Annotated in this window: 15 protein-coding genes and 1 pseudogene; 13 read left to right on the top strand and 3 right to left on the bottom strand. The window is 43.2% G+C overall.

Annotated features, from left to right (window positions below; translation table 11 throughout):
• Positions 1-68 precede the first annotated feature (68 nt).
• The 10 genes and pseudogenes from betI to IHE35_RS06940 all read left to right on the top strand — a co-directional run bounded on the left by betI (position 69) and on the right by IHE35_RS06940 (position 12052).
• Complete coding sequence (betI, locus tag IHE35_RS06985; RefSeq protein WP_005222098.1) at positions 69-674, top strand: transcriptional regulator BetI; 606 nt, start codon at positions 69-71, stop codon at positions 672-674.
• A complete protein-coding gene (betB, locus tag IHE35_RS06980) occupies positions 671-2146 on the top strand; it encodes a betaine-aldehyde dehydrogenase (RefSeq protein ID WP_242789900.1) in 1476 nt (491 codons plus the stop codon). Before betI ends, betB begins: the two co-directional genes overlap by 4 nt.
• An 11-nt stretch (positions 2147-2157) precedes the next feature.
• The gene (gene betA, locus IHE35_RS06975) at positions 2158-3813 is read left to right on the top strand and encodes a choline dehydrogenase (protein WP_242789899.1); all 1656 of its coding nucleotides are present in this window, start codon (positions 2158-2160) and stop codon (positions 3811-3813) included.
• A 127-nt stretch (positions 3814-3940) separates the two neighbouring features.
• Positions 3941-4711 (top strand): hypothetical protein, encoded by a 771-nt coding sequence (locus IHE35_RS06970; RefSeq protein ID WP_242789898.1) that lies wholly within the window; start codon positions 3941-3943, stop codon positions 4709-4711.
• Between the two features lie 365 nt (positions 4712-5076).
• Positions 5077-7278, top strand: coding sequence for an OsmC domain/YcaO domain-containing protein (locus IHE35_RS06965; protein ID WP_242789897.1), 2202 nt, complete (start codon positions 5077-5079; stop codon positions 7276-7278).
• 243 nt (positions 7279-7521) lie between these two features.
• On the top strand, positions 7522-8520 hold the full coding sequence (locus IHE35_RS06960) for an acyl-CoA dehydrogenase (RefSeq protein WP_242789896.1): 999 nt from the start codon (positions 7522-7524) through the stop codon (positions 8518-8520).
• A pseudogene (locus IHE35_RS06955) lies at positions 8508-9304 on the top strand (PIG-L family deacetylase). Before IHE35_RS06960 ends, IHE35_RS06955 begins: the two are co-directional and overlap by 13 nt.
• Complete coding sequence (locus tag IHE35_RS06950; protein ID WP_242789895.1) at positions 9285-9893, top strand: class I SAM-dependent methyltransferase; 609 nt, start codon at positions 9285-9287, stop codon at positions 9891-9893. Before IHE35_RS06955 ends, IHE35_RS06950 begins: the two are co-directional and overlap by 20 nt.
• Positions 9890-10612 (top strand): glycosyltransferase, encoded by a 723-nt coding sequence (locus tag IHE35_RS06945; protein WP_242789894.1) that lies wholly within the window; start codon positions 9890-9892, stop codon positions 10610-10612. The genes IHE35_RS06950 and IHE35_RS06945 overlap by 4 nt, the downstream gene beginning before the upstream one ends.
• Positions 10613-10822: 210 nt before the next feature.
• Positions 10823-12052: an MFS transporter gene (locus IHE35_RS06940; RefSeq protein WP_242789893.1), complete on the top strand. Its 1230-nt coding sequence runs from the start codon at positions 10823-10825 to the stop codon at positions 12050-12052.
• 30 nt (positions 12053-12082) lie between these two features.
• On the opposite strand, the gene IHE35_RS06935 is transcribed toward IHE35_RS06940, so the two are convergent.
• Both IHE35_RS06935 and otsB read right to left on the bottom strand, forming a co-directional pair.
• Positions 12083-13513, bottom strand: coding sequence for a trehalose-6-phosphate synthase (locus IHE35_RS06935; RefSeq protein WP_242789892.1), 1431 nt, complete (start codon positions 13511-13513; stop codon positions 12083-12085).
• Entirely contained in the window at positions 13480-14331 is an 852-nt protein-coding gene (otsB, locus tag IHE35_RS06930) for a trehalose-phosphatase (protein ID WP_242789891.1), read from the bottom strand. The genes IHE35_RS06935 and otsB overlap by 34 nt, the downstream gene beginning before the upstream one ends.
• 487 nt (positions 14332-14818) lie before the next feature.
• On the opposite strand from otsB, the gene IHE35_RS06925 reads away from it, so the two are divergent.
• Positions 14819-15736, top strand: coding sequence for a LysR substrate-binding domain-containing protein (locus IHE35_RS06925; RefSeq protein WP_242789890.1), 918 nt, complete (start codon positions 14819-14821; stop codon positions 15734-15736).
• A 238-nt stretch (positions 15737-15974) separates the two neighbouring features.
• Positions 15975-16658 (top strand): metallophosphoesterase, encoded by a 684-nt coding sequence (locus tag IHE35_RS06920; RefSeq protein WP_242789889.1) that lies wholly within the window; start codon positions 15975-15977, stop codon positions 16656-16658.
• A 76-nt stretch (positions 16659-16734) separates the two neighbouring features.
• Here the strand turns inward: IHE35_RS06920 and cynS are convergent, their stop codons facing one another.
• Entirely contained in the window at positions 16735-17184 is a 450-nt protein-coding gene (gene cynS / locus IHE35_RS06915) for a cyanase (protein WP_099339150.1), read from the bottom strand.
• A 286-nt stretch (positions 17185-17470) separates the two neighbouring features.
• Here cynS and IHE35_RS06910 point away from each other — a divergent pair, with 286 nt between their 5' ends.
• Positions 17471-18280: a formate/nitrite transporter family protein gene (locus IHE35_RS06910; RefSeq protein WP_242789888.1), complete on the top strand. Its 810-nt coding sequence runs from the start codon at positions 17471-17473 to the stop codon at positions 18278-18280.
• The last annotated feature ends 11 nt before the right edge of the window (positions 18281-18291 follow it).

Genomic DNA, 18291 nt, shown 5'->3' with positions numbered 1-18291 from the left:
TACATCGTTCCGCTATTGATCTAGCAGAATGGTTTTCTACTGTTATATTCGTTATTCAGGTTAGTCCTATGCCAAAAGTTGGTATGCAGCCGATCCGTCGCCAGCAATTAATCGATGCCACCTTAGCTGCCGTGAATGAATTGGGTTTTGCCGAAAGCTCAATCAGTCAGATTGCCCAGCGCGCCGGAGTATCAACCGGCATCATAAGTCATTATTTTGGCGGTAAAAATGGGCTCATTGAAGCAACGATGCGTTATTTATTGCAGCAATTAGGTAAGTCTGTTGCAGAAATGCAGTCCCAAGTGGATAGCACACCTGAACAACGTTTACTGGCCATTGTGCGAGGCAACTTTGCTGCCCCACAAACAGATAAAGCGGCCATGAAAGTCTGGCTGGCATTTTGGGCCAGCAGTCTGCATCAACCTGATTTACACCGTTTACAGCAAGTCAACCATTACCGGCTGCATTCCAATATCAAGCATGAATTCATGAAAGTGCTGCCTAAGGCACAAGCTGAAAAAGCCGCTCAAGGACTGGCTGCGCTGATTGATGGCTTCTGGTTAAGGGGTGCACTGATCAATGAAGAACTTGACCCTGAAATGCCGATAGAACTTTGTAGTGACTATATCCGACAGCAACTCAAGAATGACTCAACTGCGAGGGAATCCCATTGACACACTTTAATCTGCAACGTCCTTATATCCACGGACAATTTGTCGATGCTACATCCAACAGCACATTTGAAACAATTAATCCGGCGACCGGCGAAGTTCTGGCAGACGTGCAGGTATGTACACAAGATGATATCGATCGCGCTGTTGAATCGGCACAGCAAGGACAAAAAGTCTGGGCAGAAATGACCGCGATTCAACGCTCGCGCATCTTGAACAAGGCAGTCGCCATTTTACGCGAGCGTAACGATGAGCTGGCAAAATTAGAAAGCTTGGACAGCGGTAAAGCCTTTAGTGAAACATCGACTGTTGATATTACGACAGGTGCAGATGTACTCGAATATTATGCGGGAATTCTACCGGTTCTTGAAGGCCAGCAAATTCCACTACGAGAAACATCATTTATTTATACCCGTCGTGAACCTCTGGGTGTGGTGGCCGGAATTGGTGCATGGAATTACCCGATTCAAATTGCCTTATGGAAATCGGCTCCTGCACTGGCAGCAGGCAATGCCATGATCTTTAAAGCCAGTGAAGTAACACCTTTAACTGCGTTAAAACTGGCAGAAATTTATACCGAAGCCGGTGTTCCGCATGGTGTATTTAATGTGGTAACAGGTGGCAGTGAAATTGGTGCTTATCTGACCTCGCATCCCGATATAGCCAAAGTTTCATTTACTGGTGGTGTTGCCACCGGCAAAAAAGTCATGGCCCAAGCTGCGAATTCCAGTCTGAAAGAAGTCACCATGGAACTCGGTGGAAAATCGCCTCTGATTATCTGCGAAGATGCCGATCTGGATCTGGCAGCAGATATTGCCATGATGGCTAACTACTATAGTTCCGGTCAGGTTTGCACCAATGGTACCCGCGTATTTGTACCTTTAGCCTTAAAAGCAGAATTTGAAGAAAAGATTCTGCAGCGTATTCCTTATATTCGTATGGGAGATCCACTCGATCTTGAGACCAATTTTGGTCCAGTGTCCAGCTTCTCTCATATGGAAAAAGTGCTGGATTATATCGAACAGGGCAAAAAAGAGGGTGCTCGTTTACTTTGCGGTGGTGGCCGTGCCGAAGATGAGCAATTTGCCCAAGGCGCTTATGTGCTACCCACGGTATTTACTGATTGCCGTGACGACATGACGATTGTCCGTGATGAAATTTTTGGACCGGTCATGAGCATTCTCAGTTATGACTCGGAAGAAGAAGTGATTCAACGTGCCAATGCCACAGAATATGGTCTGGCTGCTGGTGTAGTCACGCCTAATTTGTCTCGTGCCCATCGGATCATTCATCAGATCGAAGCCGGTATTTGCTGGATCAATACCTGGGGTGAATCACCGGCAGAAATGCCAGTGGGTGGCTATAAACATTCGGGTGTAGGTCGCGAAAACGGTATTGTCACACTACAGCAATATACCCAGACCAAATCAGTTCAGGTGGAATTGAGTCCTTTCCAATCTGTATTTAACGCATAAGGGGAGGATGAATGAATTACGACTATATTATTATTGGTGCAGGTTCTGCGGGTAATGTACTGGCTGCGCGTTTAACGGAAGATCCAGAGATCAAAGTCTTGTTGCTGGAAGCGGGTGGTCCGGATCATCGGCTGGATTTTAGAACCCAGATGCCAGCCGCTTTAGCTTATCCCTTGCAGGGACGCCGTTATAACTGGGCCTACCTGACCGACCCCGAACCACATATGAATAACCGTCGGATGGAATGCGGTCGTGGTAAAGGCTTGGGTGGTTCTTCGTTAATTAACGGCATGTGCTATATCCGTGGTAATGCTATGGATCTGGAACAGTGGGCCAGCCTGAAGGGGCTTGAACACTGGAGCTATGCCGACTGTCTGCCATATTATAAAAAAGCGGAAAGCCGTGATATTGGTGGCAATGATTATCATGGCGATTCTGGACCGGTTTCGGTGGCAACGCCTAAACAGGGCAATAATGAACTGTTTCATGCCATGATCGAAGCGGGTGTACAGGCCGGTTATCCACGTACCGGTGATCTGAACGGTTACCAACAGGAAGGCTTCGGTCCTATGGATCGAACTGTGACGCCGCAAGGCCGTCGTTCCAGTACAGCACGTGGTTATCTCGATATGGCCAAAGGTCGCGACAACCTGACGATTATTACCCATGCCATGACCAATAGAATTTTGTTTAACCAGAAACAGGCGATAGGTGTAGAGTATTTCGAGGGGCAAAATACCTTGCAGCCGATTCAGGTGTTTGCCGATCGTGAAGTATTGTTATGTGCTGGTGCAATTGCATCACCGCAAATCCTGCAACGCTCAGGCGTTGGCCCGGCTGAACTGTTAAAAAGTCTGGATATTCCTGTGGTTCAGGATTTACCGGGTGTGGGTGAAAACCTGCAAGACCATCTGGAAATGTACCTGCAATATAAATGCAAAAAACCGGTTAGCTTATATCCGGCACTCAAGTGGTATAACCAGCCGATGATTGGGGCAGAATGGTTATTTTTGGGTAAGGGCATTGGCGCGAGCAATCAGTTTGAAGCAGGTGGTTTTATTCGCTCTTCAGATGAATTTGAATGGCCGAATATCCAGTATCATTTTTTACCGATTGCGATTAACTACAATGGCACCAACGCCATTCACGAGCATGGTTTTCAAGCTCATGTTGGCTCAATGCGCTCACCGTCGCGTGGCCGTGTTCGTCTGAAATCCAAAGACCCGTTTGAGCATCCAAGTATTCTGTTCAACTATATGAGTACCGAGCAGGACTGGCGTGAATTCCGCGATGCCATCCGCATTACCCGGGAAATCATGCATCAGCCAGCATTGGATCCCTATCGTGGTGAAGAAATCAGTCCGGGAAAACATCTACAAACAGATGCTGAAATTGATGAATTTGTTCGTAATCATGCAGAAACCGCGTATCATCCATCGTGTAGCTGTAAAATGGGTGAGGATGACATGGCGGTTGTCGATGGTTATGGACGCGTACATGAAATGCAAGGTCTGCGTGTGATTGATGCCTCGATTATGCCTTTGATCATTACCGGTAACCTCAATGCAACTACAATTATGATCGCTGAAAAACTGGCAGATCATATTCGTGGCAAGCCTGCTCTTACGCCTTCATCTGCACCTTTCTACAAGGCATCTCACGCTTAACTCATAGCTTAATTTTCTGTTGCCGAATGCAAACAGGAATACAGCAAAATTTACTTTACCTCAAGCTTTATAAGGCCGTCACCGGTTTAGGTCTTATTTAGCTTGTGCTTAATACAATTTATATTTTATGAAAATATTCAATCAAACAGTGCTCTTCGGCTGTACTGCTGTTTCAAGTCTTTACTGTTCTGCTGATGATATAGAAACAAAAAAAATCGAAACGAGTGGAAATATTAGCGTAGTTTCGAAATATGTCTCCCGTGGTTTAACCAATGCACCTGAAAATGACGACCTTGCTGTACAGGCTGCATTGAATTTGGCTTATGGCAATTTTTATATCGGATATTGGGGTTCTACGCTGGGATACTCTTATGCAGAAGTGCAAGGGCGTTCGGGACATCGTTCAGACAAATTCGAGCATGATTTTCTGGTCGGCTATACGCACAGCTCGGAGCATTATGACTGGAATTTCTGGAATGCCACCTACTATTATCCGGGGGGCGAAAACACCACCAGTAATGAACTGGGTTTAAATGTCAGCCGCACGCTGGATGAAAAAACCAGTATTGCAGCGAGTGTATCGACTTATCTTTATGATGTGGTCTATGCCAATCAGGGCGATACCTTTTATACGCTGAATCTGAACCATCAATTGAATGATCGTGTAAATGCCAGTCTGACTGCTGCAGGCAGCTATTTTAATGACGACGGTAAATATGAAGGTGGTGAACTAGGCGATACCCAAAAACAGCATGCTTTCCGTTATGCATCTGCCGGCCTCAGTTATGCCATCTTGCCTCAATTAAGTGTGTCAGGCGAATATCTGCTGGGAGGTTATGATCGCTATGGTGAAAAGCAGCGCAATCTGGCTTTATTTGGTTTAAGTTATGATTTTTAATTAGTTCAGTTGTATGGTCTTGACTGAGGTGTTTTATCCGAAATTTGACCGGATCAAAAATCTCAGCTAAAACTCACCAAAGCAATAGAAGAAACAATGCAGCAAAACAGGTTATAAAAACTGAATATATCCTGTTTTTGTTTGCGTCATTTACGAGAAATATGCCGGAAAAACTCACAAACGTTATCAATTTCATCAAATGACTCTATAATAGCGCCCATCCTTAAAGGGTTCGCCGTAGCAGCATGGCTACGTCATTACCCTGATTCATTTTTAAGTCAAGTTCTCCTGCGTGATTCGGCTTGTACATTCAGATTCAGCATCTTATCTGTCCATGTGGCACATAAGAACATTTAGGTATCCACATGGAAATTAAGGTCAATTATCTCGACAATCTCCGCCAAGAAGCCAAATTTGATGACTTCACGGTAATTGCCGATCAACCGATTCGCTATAAAGGCGATGGTTCCGCTCCCGGCCCATTCGATTATTTTCTGGCCTCATCGGCGCTTTGTGCAGCTTACTTTGTCAAAGTATATTGTGCAGCACGTGATATTCCGACTGATAATATCCGCCTTTCGCAAAATAATATTGTTGATCCTGAAAACCGCTATAAACAGATTTTTAAAATTCAGGTGGAACTGCCGGCTGATATTTCTGAAAAAGATCGCCAAGGGATTTTACGTTCGATTGACCGTTGTACCGTCAAGAAAGTCATTCAAACCGGTCCTGAATTTGTCATTGAAGAAGTGGAAAGCATTGATGCAGATGCTCAAGCCTTATTAATGCCGAGTCTGGCTTCTGAAAACAGTACCTTTATTCCAGGTAAAGACCTTCCACTAGAAGAAACCATTGCCAATATGTCTGCAATTTTGGCAGGCCTTGGCATGAAGATTGAAATCGCGTCTTGGCGTAATATAGTGCCGAATGTGTGGTCACTACATATCCGTGATGCGCAGTCGCCAATGTGTTTTACCAATGGTAAAGGTTCCACCAAGGAAAGTGCGCTGGCATCTGCCTTGGGTGAATTTATTGAACGTCTGAACTGCAACTTCTTCTATAATGATCAGTTCTGGGGTGAAGACATTGCCAATGCCGAATTTGTGCATTATCCAGATGAGAAATGGTTCCAGCCAGGTTCGAATGGCGAATTACCCGCAGAAGTTTTAGATGAACATACCCGTGAAATTTATGATCCTGAAGATGAGTTATTGGGTACCCATCTTTATGATACTAACTCGGGGAACAAGGCTCGTGGCATCTGCTCATTGCCATTTGTACGTCAGTCTGATGGTGAAACCGTTTATTTCCCGTCGAATCTGATTGAGAACCTTTACTTAAGTAACGGGATGAGCGCCGGGAATACGCTGGCTGAAGCTCAAGTACAATGTCTGTCTGAAATTTTCGAACGTGCGGTAAAACGTGAAATTCTGGAAGGTGAACTCACACTTCCGGATGTGCCTGAGCATGTTCTGGCAAAATATCCAAAAATTGTTGAAGGCATTAAAGGTCTGGAAGAACAGGGCTTCCCGGTTCTGGTCAAAGATGCTTCTTTAGGCGGTCAGTTCCCGGTCATGTGTGTCACTCTGATGAACCCACGTACCGGCGGTGTATTTGCCTCATTTGGTGCCCATCCAAACTTTGAAGTGGCATTAGAGCGTAGTTTGACTGAGTTGTTACAAGGCCGTAGTTTTGAAGGTCTGAATGATCTGCCAAAACCAACCTTTAGCAGCAATGCAGTAACTGAACCGAATAACTTTGTTGAGCACTTTATTGACTCTAGTGGTGTGGTGTCTTGGCGTTTCTTCAGCGCGAAATCAGATTATGATTTTGTCGAGTGGGATTTCACTAATAACGGTCAAAACTCGAATGCGGATGAAGCTCAGGAATTATTCACAATTCTGGAAGACATGGGCCATGAAGTTTATATGGCAGTCTACCAGCACCTAGGCGCCACAGCTTGCCGTATTCTGGTACCGGGCTATTCAGAAATTTATCTGGTAGAAGATCTGGTTTGGGACAATACCAACAAGGCACTTTTATACCGTGAAGATATCCTGAATCTGCACCGTCTGGATGATGAACAACTGGAAGCACTGGTTGAGCGTCTGGAAGAAGCAGATGAGGATGACTATACCGAGATCAAAACCTTAATCGGTATTGAGTTCGATGAAAATACTGAATGGGGCCAACTCACTATTCTGGAGCTAAAACTGCTGATTTATGTGGCTTTGCAGCAATTTGAAGAAGCCAAAGATCTGGTTGAGCAGTTCCTGCAGTTCAATACCAATACCGTTGAACGTGGTCTGTTCTACCAGTGCATGAATGTCGTTCTGGAAGTTATTCTGGATGATGACATGGAACTGGAAGATTATGAACACAACTTCCGCCGTATGTTTGGTGATGATCGTATGGACGCCGTTTTAGGTTCAATCGAAGGAACGGTTCGTTTCCATGGCCTGGCCGAAACCAATATGCAGCTAGAAGGGCTGGATCGTCATTTGCGCCTGATCGACAGCTATAAGAAACTACATGCAGCACGCGCCAAGTTTGTGGCTCAACAGTAATCCATAGATAGATGAATCAAAAAAACCGCCTCAAGATAGGCGGTTTTTTTTATCGCTTTCAATACTTAAGATTTACAAAGCAGACAAATTCCTGACAAAAAACTACAGTATCTCATGCCAATACTGGGCATAAAATAATTCATAAAACAGTGATTTACATAATGAATAGTCAAATACTTAATTCGCTATTCAAATTTGACCACCCGATAAAACAATCGTAATGATATTGAATGAGGAAGATGAATGTACCTCAAGCAGCTGATCGAACAATTAAAAGTAGAATTTGATTCTTCTTCGACTGATCCCGAGCAGCAGGTTGATCACGCTATGCATCAGCTGATTCAACACAGTCTTGAGGTGCCTTACCCGGGTGAAGGACAGACCTTAAAACGCTGGCAAATCCTGAGTCAGGTTGCCGCCATAGATCTGAGTCTGGCCAAGCTATATGAATCGCATCTGGATGTACTGGCAATACTCCATGAACTACATGCAGATCCTGAGCAGATTGTTGGATTGACTGCGATCTGGGCAGCAGAGGGCGGTCCTGAACCTTTACAGCTGGAAGATGGTCTGCTTTCAGGAATTAAACCATGGTGTTCAGCCGCCGGTCAGGTGCAGCAGGCTTTATTGACCTATAGGGATGAAGAAGAACGCTCGCAACTGTTGCTGGTAGATATGACCCAGGATGGGATTCAGATCAATACCAGTGCCTGGAACGCCGTGGGAATGCAATATACACGCACGGCTGAGGTTAGCTTCAATCAGGTCAAAGCCAAAATCATCAGCAAGCCAAATTATTATCTGGATCGTCATGGATTCTGGCATGGTGCGGCTGGTGTCGCTGCCTGCTGGTTTGGTGCAACGCTCAAGCTGGCCCGTTTTTTAAAACATGCCATGCAGCATAAAACTAATCCATTTAGAGAAATGTATCTGGGTGAGCTCAGTAGCAAGCTGTATGCAACTCGTGCACTATTTTATGAAACTGCCAAACTGATTGATGCCGCCCCTAGGCACAATCATGAATTGATGATCCGGGCTTTACGTGCCCAAGTCGAAGACACCGCACTAGTAGTACTGGAACTTTGTGGCAAAGCCTTGGGTGCAGCACCTTATTGCCAGCAGGCGGATTTTGCCCGCTGTGCAGCCGATCTGCCGGTATTTATTCGGCAAAGCCATGCAGCATTTGATTTGCAGTGTATAGGTCAACTGACGCTGGAGGATGAACAGGCATGGGCACTTTAAAGCATCAAATCGTTGAAGACCGTATTATTCAGGGTGAAGGAACTGCGCTAGAAGTATGGCAACAGAGTCAGCACCTCCATCATTTAAAAGCGCTTGAACTGAGTAAAACATTTCCTCTCAATAGTCGTATTTGTATTGTCGCACCACATCCAGATGATGAAATTCTTGGCTGTGGCGGACTGATTCAGCAGCTGGACCTAGCAGGTTATGAGATTGTCCTGTTTGCAGTAACGAATGGTACAGCCAGTCATCCTGACTCCAGCCTTTATACACCAGAACAGCTGGATCATATCAGACCTCGGGAAACCATGAATGCTTTGGGCGTTCTCGATCTGAAGCAATCCATACCGCGTATTGCTCTGAATATCCAGGATGGTGAAGTAGCGCAACAACGTGAGCAGTTGGCAGCTGCTTTAAAACCGTATTTGCAAGCCAATGATATGCTGGTAACCACCTTTGAGCATGACGGACATCCTGACCATGAAATTACAGGTCAGGTATGTGTAAACAGCTTGCAGCAATGCTTTCTTTAAAATGTTTACAGGTCTTGATCTGGGCCTGGCATTGGGCCAGTCCTGGGGATGCACGTATCCCTTGGCATAAAGCCCTCAAACTTGAACTTAATCCAAAGCAGTTAGCGCGTAAGACAAAAGCCATGCAAGGTTTTAAAAGCCAGCTTGAGCCTGACCCTAGTACTGGTAAAGCTCCAATCGTATCAAGCAATGCATTAATGCGTCTTTTACAGCCATGGGAGGTCTATATTGATGACGAAGGCCATCTATAACCATGACTACTTCGCTAAACTGTATAGCATGAATAATGGTGATCCCTGGCAGTATGAACAGCGCTGGTATGAGAAGCGTAAACGTGACATGACCTTAGCTGCGCTGCCGTATCAAACATTTAAAAATGGTATTGAAATTGGTTGTAGTAATGGGGTGCTGAGCGCCGAGCTGGCTGAACGATGCGAAGCTTTACTGTGTATGGATGCCAATCCGACTGCCATACAGCTAGCGAATCAGCGCCTGATCCATGATCATGTCAAAGTGGTGCAGGGGATTGTGCCACTGGATTTGCCAATACAGCAGTTTGATCTGATTGTTGCCAGTGAAATACTGTATTACCTTGAAGAAAATATTCTGCTGCAACTGATTGAATGGATGAATACCCATCTCAGCCCACAAGGCTGTATTGTGGCTTGCCACTGGCGGCATGCAATAGAAGGCTTTACTCTGAATGGGGAACAGGTCCATCAGCTGTTAAAACAGCAATTGCATTATTATCACCATACACAGTTACAGGATGCTGACTTTTTTCTGGATGTCTGGACACATGACGCAGATTCGATCGCCGTACAGGAAGGACTATTATGAAAAAAATCGGTGTCGTCATTCCTGCCTGTAACGAAGAAGAAGAAATTGCAAATTGTCTAAGAGCACTGGAACAGGCACGGCAAAAATTTTATCAGGACATGCCGCAAAGTCATGGCATACAAATTCAAATTCTCGTCGTGATGGACAGTTGTACTGATGCTACGGCAGAAAAGTTAAACACTTATAATGTTTTAGCCATAAGTTGTAATTATCGTTGTGTGGGAAAAACCCGTGATCTTGGTATACAGCATTTGATCCAACAAGGCTGTGACTGGATTTGCTGTACGGATGCAGATTCCAGAGTACATGCAGACTGGTTTAAGAGCATGCTGCTGCATCAGCCTACACATGTGATCTGCGGAGTGGTTGAAATTGCGCAATGGGATCACTTAAGTCTAGCTACTCAAACAAATTATCTACACCATTATCAGGATCGTATGGGACATCGGCATATTCATGGTGCCAACCTTTGTTTTAGAGCATCGAGTTATCAGGTTCTCGGAGGCTTTAAGCCTATGCCATGTCATGAAGATGTAGATCTGGTTAAACGCGCGGAGAAAATGGGTCTGCATATTACCTGGTCTAACCAGTTGAGAGTGGCAACCAGCAGTCGCCTGATTTCGCGTGTCCGTGAAGGATTTTCACAGTTTCTATGGAGCATTGAACGACAAAATCAGGATAACAAATCAGCTACAAAATGCCTGAGAAAAATTATTTGAAACTTTTTGAAACTATATTTTTTAACGAATCATAGGCTTAACAATTTGGCCGATTTTTTTGATTAAAACCTATTCCATTTAAAATAAAACTGCCTATAATTCATCCAAATTTAGCCCTGTGTACTAATACATTTCAAGTATAAGTTCACGGGGTTTTTCTATGGATCAACGGTTTGAGATACCGCACCGAATTTTATACTGGTTCTTACTATGTACGCTCCGTTATTACCTGCTTCTCTTCGTGCGCTTCCACGTAGTCATTGGCAACGTATAGCCACTGCACTATGTTTTTTCGCTCTAGGTTTTAGTACTGCTGCCTGGGCACCGTTGATTCCACTGGTGCAACAGCGCCTGAATTTAAGCCATTCAGATTTTGGTGTATTACTGCTTGCAGCTGGTGTAGGTTCAATGATCGCCATGCCATTGGCAGGTCGTATGGCGCATCGTTACGGCTGTCGTTCTGTTATTGCTACGGTACTGGCTGCATTTGTTGTGATTCTGCCTGCATTGGCATTTAGCCCGACTAAATTGCTATTGGCAGCAGCTTTATTCTGCTTCGGTGCTAGCGCTGGCGCACTCGGCGTATCGGTTAATCTTCAGGCAATTAAACTGGAAAGTCAGCAACGTAAAAGCATGATGTCACTGTTCCACGGCGTATGTAGTCTGGGTGGTTTGGCAGGTGTATTAGGTATGACCAGTATGCTGGCATTTGGTCTTGCACTTCCTGTAAGTGTGCTGGTGATCAGTATGAGCATTTTACTGATCATGCTGCTTGCTGTGCCATTCTGTCTAAAAGCAGAAGCTGCAGCTGAAACAGCAGCATCTGAAGATAGTACCCAGAAAGCTGCCCAAAAACCTCGTCCGACATTTGCGATTCTTTGCATGGGCTTGATCTGTTTTATCGCGTTCCTGTCTGAAGGTGCAGCGATGGACTGGAGTGGTATTTACCTGAATACTCAATTTAAAGTTCAAGCATCTCAGGCTGGTTTAGCTTACAGTTGCTTTGCTGCATTGATGGTTGCAGGACGTTTAAGTGGTCACCTGATCATTCGCTTCTTTGGTGAAAAGAACACGATTCTGTACAGTGCAGCTTTGGCTGGTTTGGGTCTTCTGACTGTGGTATTCGCACCGGTGTGGTATGTGGCTTTGATTGGCTATGCGATCCTGGGTTTAGGTAGTGCGAATATCGTGCCATTGATGTTCTCACGTGCCGGTCGTCAAACTGAATTACCAAAACATATTGCTTTATCTTATGTTTCTGTATTTGCTTATACCGGTTCTTTGCTTGGGCCAGCATTGGTGGGATTCGGAAGCGAGATCATGGGTCTAAGCCAGGTATTCTTTATCATTGCAGTTGGCCTGATCAGCATTACTGTACTGAACCAGCTGACTTCTGCTCCCGCAACTGTGGCAGAAGCAGAAAAACAAACACCAGCATAAAGCTGGTGTTTTTGTTTAACTCAAAGCAATTTAATGCTGTAAATAAAGATCATGAGAGGGTGACTTACTCAGTGGCTGGTAAATATACTGGCTACTTACGTGTTTCAGATCTTTTAAGAAACAGTCACGCCAATGCACAATGTCATAATTCATCAGTCCTTTAAATAGCGCCTGATAACGTGCAATACGTTCAGACTTCGGCATTTTCACTGCCAGCTTTAAGGCTTTGATCATGCTGTTGTTATCATAAGGATCGACCAGTAAAGCTTCACGCATCTGCTCAGCAGCACCCGCATATTTGGACAGAATCAAAATGCCCGGATTTTCTGGATCTTGAGCAGCAATATATTCCTTCGCTACCAGATTCATGCCATCACGTACCGAATTGACCCAGCAGATTTCCGACTTGCGATATAAACGCATCAAGGTATGATGGCCTAAAGCATCATAATGACAGTCAAATACAGGCTGATCTGTATTCAAGAAATCCTGATTGAGTTGGTCAACACCTTGTTTTAAATCCCGATACAGATTGGCGTAGGTGGGAACTTCCAGTCGGCAAGGACAGGCAATCTGGAACTGGCGTATCTTTGAAAGCATTTCGGGTGTTTCCTGGAAACACTGACGCAGTACATTTACTTTCTGCAATAAGCCTTTGCTATAGTCAATTCGATCTACTGAAATGATGTGTTTAACATCAGGTGATGAACTAAAATCAAATGGCAGTTCGGTTTCAGTGAGCTGTCCTGCACGACGCTGGATTGCAGTAGGGTGCACACTGATCGGATAAGCCTTTATTTCTACCTGACGCTGTCCATTACACAGAATATTGTTGGTATGTGCAGTTAGAGACAGGGTAGTTTTCAGGAAATTATAACAGTTTCTTTGATCCTGCTGCGTTTGCATGCCAAGCAGGTCGTACTGTGCCAGATGCGCTGCAAGATGCTGGCTGCAGGCTAGATCTTGCCATTTTTGTGTCTCTGGAAATGGAATATGTAGGAAGAAACCGATACGATTGCGCATGCCCAGCTGACGGCAGTAATGTGCAACACTTAAGAAATGATAGTCATGCACCCAGATCATGTCACCCGGTTGGATAATTTTCTGCAACTGACGGGCAAACTTGAAATTGACATCCTGATAGATCCGGTAATCCTGATCTGAGTAATCAATATATTGATTCTGGTCATGCATTAGCGGCCATAGTGCACCATTCGCAAAACCACAGTAAAAACCCTGATATTCAGCTTCAGAGAAACTACAGGTATGATATTCAATCTGCTGATCTTTCAGGACGTCAAAGGAATTCTGCCTATACGCCGTCTTTTTGCCATTCCATCCCATCCAGATGCCGCCTATACCATTCAGGGCATCTTCCAGAGCAACCGCAAGACCACCTGCCTGAGTGGCATTCGGGTTCGGTAATGTTACACGGTTGGATAATACAATGAGTCGGGACACGTTTTTTCTCCTTTCATTTCTTGTTTTAACGCTTTTAATGATGTTAAAAATTCATGTAAGAAAAAACCGACATTTGCCACGTCGTCTAAACGAGCTTTGGCTGCGCTTTCTCCTGGGCCAACTTTGATTGACATACCTCCATAGTCATTAATGATGTGAAAACCAGCTTCATCCGTTAAATCGTCCCCAATGAAAATGGGGTAAAACTGCTCAGCTTCAAGATCCTCTAAAATATGCTGGATTGCCGCACCTTTATTGCAACCGTGGGGAACCAGTTCATAGACACATTTGCCGCTTTTTAATTCAAAACCTGAAAATTGTTTAAGATAATGATCAATAATGGCTTTGGCCTGATCTGCATATTCAGGATGTTCACGGAAATGTAGGGCAACTGAATGGGTTTTGTGTTCTACCCGAATCGGCTGCCATTTATTCTGCTGCTCAAGCACACTAGATTTGAGTTGTTCGAGTTCTTTGTGATTGATATAAACAAGTTTTTGACCTATACCATCTTGCTGTAGCAGCTCTATGCCATGTGACCCGACAATATTCCAGTGATAAGGCTTAATCAGTCGTTGGGCTTGATCAATAGAACGACCAGTAACGAGATATAAGGGTAAAAATTGCTGGATTTGTGCAATATTATTTAGGGTAGAAGAAGGGATAAAACTCTGTTCAGGATCTGGATGAAATTCTGAAAGTGTACCGTCAATGTCTAAAAATAAAATACAGGGTAAGGAATTATATTTAGGTCTCCGATCCAGCTTTTTCGCTATCTCGGTATAAATAGAATCTAGAACAGCATTTGTAGTTTTCATTGTTAGGGTGTAATAAATTACAGTCTCTTGATGCATTGATTATTTTTATAACATGTCAAGATCTGTGATCTGCTTATTCCTATAATGAATAATACATTTCACCTATCTACTGTAACGTTGCAATATCTTGTAAAAATGTCTTGAAAATCACATTTCTATAAAATTTTTTCTCAATCAGAAATTTCTAAAATCTATCAAGATATGAATAAGCATAGTTTTGTATAAGAATTTTTATAATAGACAAGGAGCATTGTCAGTATTTTGGGTTTTCTTGTATTAAGGCAAAGCCTCACCATTAAAAATTCTTATTTCGAAAATCGATCTTTAAAATATAAGTCAGGTTATCTCTGGAAATATTAGTATCCAATAACATAAGTTGAATAAATATCATCATTATCATTTAAAACTGAAAAAAACTAACAGATAAGGATTTTATGCTTTATGATCAGCATATTGAAAATGTTGTATGAAAATTTTGCAGGAATACATGTTAGAACTTCGTCATTTAAAAACTTTAGTTGCTTTACGAGAACATGGTTCATTGGTCGCTGCTGCAGGAGACCTGTGTCTTACGCCTTCCGCTTTATCTCATCAATTACGTGAGATTGATCAATGGTTTGGTATAGAGGTGGTGAATCGTCGTAGTCGGCCTGTAAGCTTTTCCAATGTGGGGCAGCGATTACTTAAACTGGCAGATGAAATATTGCCTCAGGTACAGATTGCCCAAAGTGATATTACCCGCATCGTACATGGACAGACGGGGCGTATTATTTTCTCCTCTGAATGCCATAGCTGTTTTGACTGGCTGATGCCTTTGCTCAATCAGTATCGTATCCAATATCCAGATGTAGATTTAGATTTTGCCTCAGGCTTTGAAGCCAATCCACATGAGCTGTTACAAACTGGCGAATTTGACTTGCTGATTACTGCCGATCCGATTGCCTTAAAAGGGATAGAGTATTTCCCAATTTTTGAATATGAATCACGTTTGGTACTTTCCAATACTCATCCATTAGTACGTGCCAAAGAGATTAGTGTACAGCAACTGGCAGAAGAACCGCTGGTGACGTATCCAGTGGATAAACATCGCCTGGACATCATGTCAGGCCTGTTTATTCCAGCCAATATATTACCGAAACAGATTCGGACGACTGATTTAACCCAGATGTTGATCCAGCTAGTGGCAAGTGGACGCGGCATTGCAGCATTACCAGACTGGGTCGTGAATGAATATGAACAGAAAGGTTGGGTAAGCTCACGCCGTCTGGATTGTGTCGCACCTGAAGGGTTACGCCGTACTTTATTTGCAGGCTATCGCAGTGAAGAAAAACTGAAAGATTATTTTGAAGGATTCCTGAAACAACTAGAGCGGTTCTCCAAGAAAAGAGAGATATATTATGATTAACACTTTTCATCATTGCTCTTAAAGTACGAGTAATTCAAGAAAGACTCTGATCAATTGTCTAAACTCAAAGATTGACAATATTCTAGCCAGGATCAGAGTCTCTTATATTCCAATTCAAGCCGCAAAAACTCTAAACTCATAGACACCTTATAGATGCTATATTAAAAATGATTATGGCGGCAGTTCTATCCCATATTCAAACCAGTAACATCATCGTGATATAGAAGATACAAGTACCATGCCAGCACTTACCAGAACTATTGAAGGGAAAGATTATGCTGCCATCTATGTGGTCGGGGATCTTCATGGCTGCTATAGCCTGCTAACCCAAGAATTAGAAAAAATTAATTTTGATTTTGAACATGATTTGCTGATTTGTACTGGTGATCTGGTTGATCGGGGAAATGAAAACCTGGAATGTGTTTCTTTATTAGATCAGACGTGGTTCTCCAGCGTTCGTGGTAACCATGAAGAAATGTGTATCAAGGGGAGACAGGATGTCTGGATTCAGGAGATGCATGCAAGAAATGGGGGAGAATGGTTTTATCTCTTGTCTACAGAAAAACAGGATGAACTCAGCGAAATTTTCTCTGAGCTTCCATTAGTCATCGAAGTCCAATTAGAAAATAAGAAGATTGGCATTCTACACGCGGATATTGATATTCAGGATTGGGAAATATTTAAGGCAAAAATAGCGAAAGGTGAAAGAAAAATTCCGGGCTTAACTTCAGCTTATACCAATGCTTTATGGGGAAGAGGCCGTATCCGGCATCACTCCCACCGTTATGGAACAGTCAAAAATATTGATGAAATCTATTTAGGGCATAGCATTGTGAAAAGACCTACTCAAATTGATAATTGTCATTATATCGATATCGGTTCGTCCTACACCCATCAGTTATGTATAGTCAAAATTAAATAAGTACAAGAGCAGTGTGGAAGATCTCCTGACAAAGAAATAAAATGCCATCAAATCGATGGCTTTGTTCAGTACTTAATTAATAGGTTTTATAAGGCAAGAACTTGCCAGACAATACGACATTTACACGGTCACCATTTGGATTTTCCTCACGTTGAATATCCATGCTAAAGTCGATCGCACTCATAATCCCATCACCAAATTCTTCATGAATAAGCTCTTTAATCGTCGATCCATATACATTCACAACTTCATACCAACGGTAAATTAAAGGGTCAGTAGGCACACTGGTTGGCAAAGAGCCTTTGTAAGGTACAATTTGCAGCCATGCGACTGCCTCATCACTCAGGTCAAAAATCTGACCAATTTTCTCTGCCTGTTCTTTATTAAATGCCATTTGTCCCAAGCATGCAGCCGTTACCCATTCTTTAGAAAGACCAATTTCCTTGGCGACATCTGCCCATTTAATTGACTTTAAAACTTTCGCTGAAATGATCATGTCAGTTACTTGTTGACGATGGGTAATCATAAAAATCTCCAGATTATTCTTAAAAATACATTTGTGAATTTTCATGTTTGCAGTTTTCATGCCAATCATATTTGTGAAATGAGTTTAAATAGAGAATAAAAAATTGAAGGATTTTTAAATTATTTATGGCACAGGTTTTGCTTTATTTATATCAAACATGGCAATGGCGCCATAACACAAATTACCTGTGCTAATATTTAAGGCAATGACGCCTAAGGTCTTCTAAAAGATCTTAGGCGTTTTTTGTTTGTAAACAGGTCCAGATATTAAAAATGAGGATGACAACATGGCATATCTTGCTCCTGCAGAGTTTGCAAAAAAAGTGGTAGATGCGGGTGAATCCAAACTTCATATGGCAACCCGTGATGTTTTGATTCGCTCCTTTATGGCAGGTGCGATTTTGGCACTGGCAGCGGTCTTTGCCATTACCATAGCCGTGCAAACAGGATCGCCACTGATTGGTGCACTTCTGTTTCCAGTTGGCTTTTGTATGCTGTATTTATTGGGTTATGACTTGCTGACAGGTGTATTTGTGCTTACACCATTGGCATGGCTAGATAAACGTCCAGGAGTGACATGGGCACGTATTCTAAAAAACTGGGGATTGGTTTTTGTAGGGAACTTTACAGGCTGTTTAGTGGTTGCGGTGCTCATGGCAGCAGTTTACACAATGGGGTTTGCAGCAGATCCTAACCCTGTCGGCGTGAAAATTGCGCATATTGGTGAGGAGCGGACATTAGGTTATGCCGAATACGGATTCGCCGGCTGGATGACTATTTTTATCCGTGGCATGCTGTGTAACTGGATGGTGTCTTTAGGTGTCATTGGCGCGATGATGTCTACTACGGTGAGTGGCAAATTTATTGCCATGTGGATGCCAATTATGCTGTTCTTTGCCATGGGCTTTGAACACTCTGTCGTGAATATGTTCCTGTTCCCATTTGCCATGATGATGGGCGGTGACTTCTCGATTGCTGACTACTTCTTATGGAATGAATTGCCAGTAGCTTTGGGTAACTTGGTTGGTGGTTTATCTTTAACTGGTCTAGCGCTCTACACAACCCATGTTCGTACTGGTGCAAAAAAAGAATTTTAAAATTCACCATT

Source organism: Acinetobacter sp. ASP199, assembly GCF_022700675.1.
GTDB lineage: Bacteria > Pseudomonadota > Gammaproteobacteria > Pseudomonadales > Moraxellaceae > Acinetobacter.
This window is presented reverse-complemented; position numbering and strand designations above follow the sequence as displayed.

What these genes read in the sequence shown, in the direction of transcription:
- betI (WP_005222098.1), top strand. Translation starts at nt 69, where the DNA reads ATGCCAAAAGTTGGTATGCAGCCGATCCGTCGCCAGCAATTAATCGAT.
- betA (WP_242789899.1), top strand. Translation starts at nt 2,158, where the DNA reads ATGAATTACGACTATATTATTATTGGTGCAGGTTCTGCGGGTAATGTA.
- IHE35_RS06970 (WP_242789898.1), top strand. Translation starts at nt 3,941, where the DNA reads ATGAAAATATTCAATCAAACAGTGCTCTTCGGCTGTACTGCTGTTTCA.
- IHE35_RS06965 (WP_242789897.1), top strand. Translation starts at nt 5,077, where the DNA reads ATGGAAATTAAGGTCAATTATCTCGACAATCTCCGCCAAGAAGCCAAA.
- IHE35_RS06960 (WP_242789896.1), top strand. Translation starts at nt 7,522, where the DNA reads ATGTACCTCAAGCAGCTGATCGAACAATTAAAAGTAGAATTTGATTCT.
- IHE35_RS06950 (WP_242789895.1), top strand. Translation starts at nt 9,285, where the DNA reads ATGACGAAGGCCATCTATAACCATGACTACTTCGCTAAACTGTATAGC.
- IHE35_RS06945 (WP_242789894.1), top strand. Translation starts at nt 9,890, where the DNA reads ATGAAAAAAATCGGTGTCGTCATTCCTGCCTGTAACGAAGAAGAAGAA.
- IHE35_RS06940 (WP_242789893.1), top strand. Translation starts at nt 10,823, where the DNA reads ATGTACGCTCCGTTATTACCTGCTTCTCTTCGTGCGCTTCCACGTAGT.
- otsB (WP_242789891.1), bottom strand. Translation starts at nt 14,331, where the DNA reads ATGAAAACTACAAATGCTGTTCTAGATTCTATTTATACCGAGATAGCG.
- IHE35_RS06925 (WP_242789890.1), top strand. Translation starts at nt 14,819, where the DNA reads ATGTTAGAACTTCGTCATTTAAAAACTTTAGTTGCTTTACGAGAACAT.
- IHE35_RS06920 (WP_242789889.1), top strand. Translation starts at nt 15,975, where the DNA reads ATGCCAGCACTTACCAGAACTATTGAAGGGAAAGATTATGCTGCCATC.
- cynS (WP_099339150.1), bottom strand. Translation starts at nt 17,184, where the DNA reads ATGATTACCCATCGTCAACAAGTAACTGACATGATCATTTCAGCGAAA.
- IHE35_RS06910 (WP_242789888.1), top strand. Translation starts at nt 17,471, where the DNA reads ATGGCATATCTTGCTCCTGCAGAGTTTGCAAAAAAAGTGGTAGATGCG.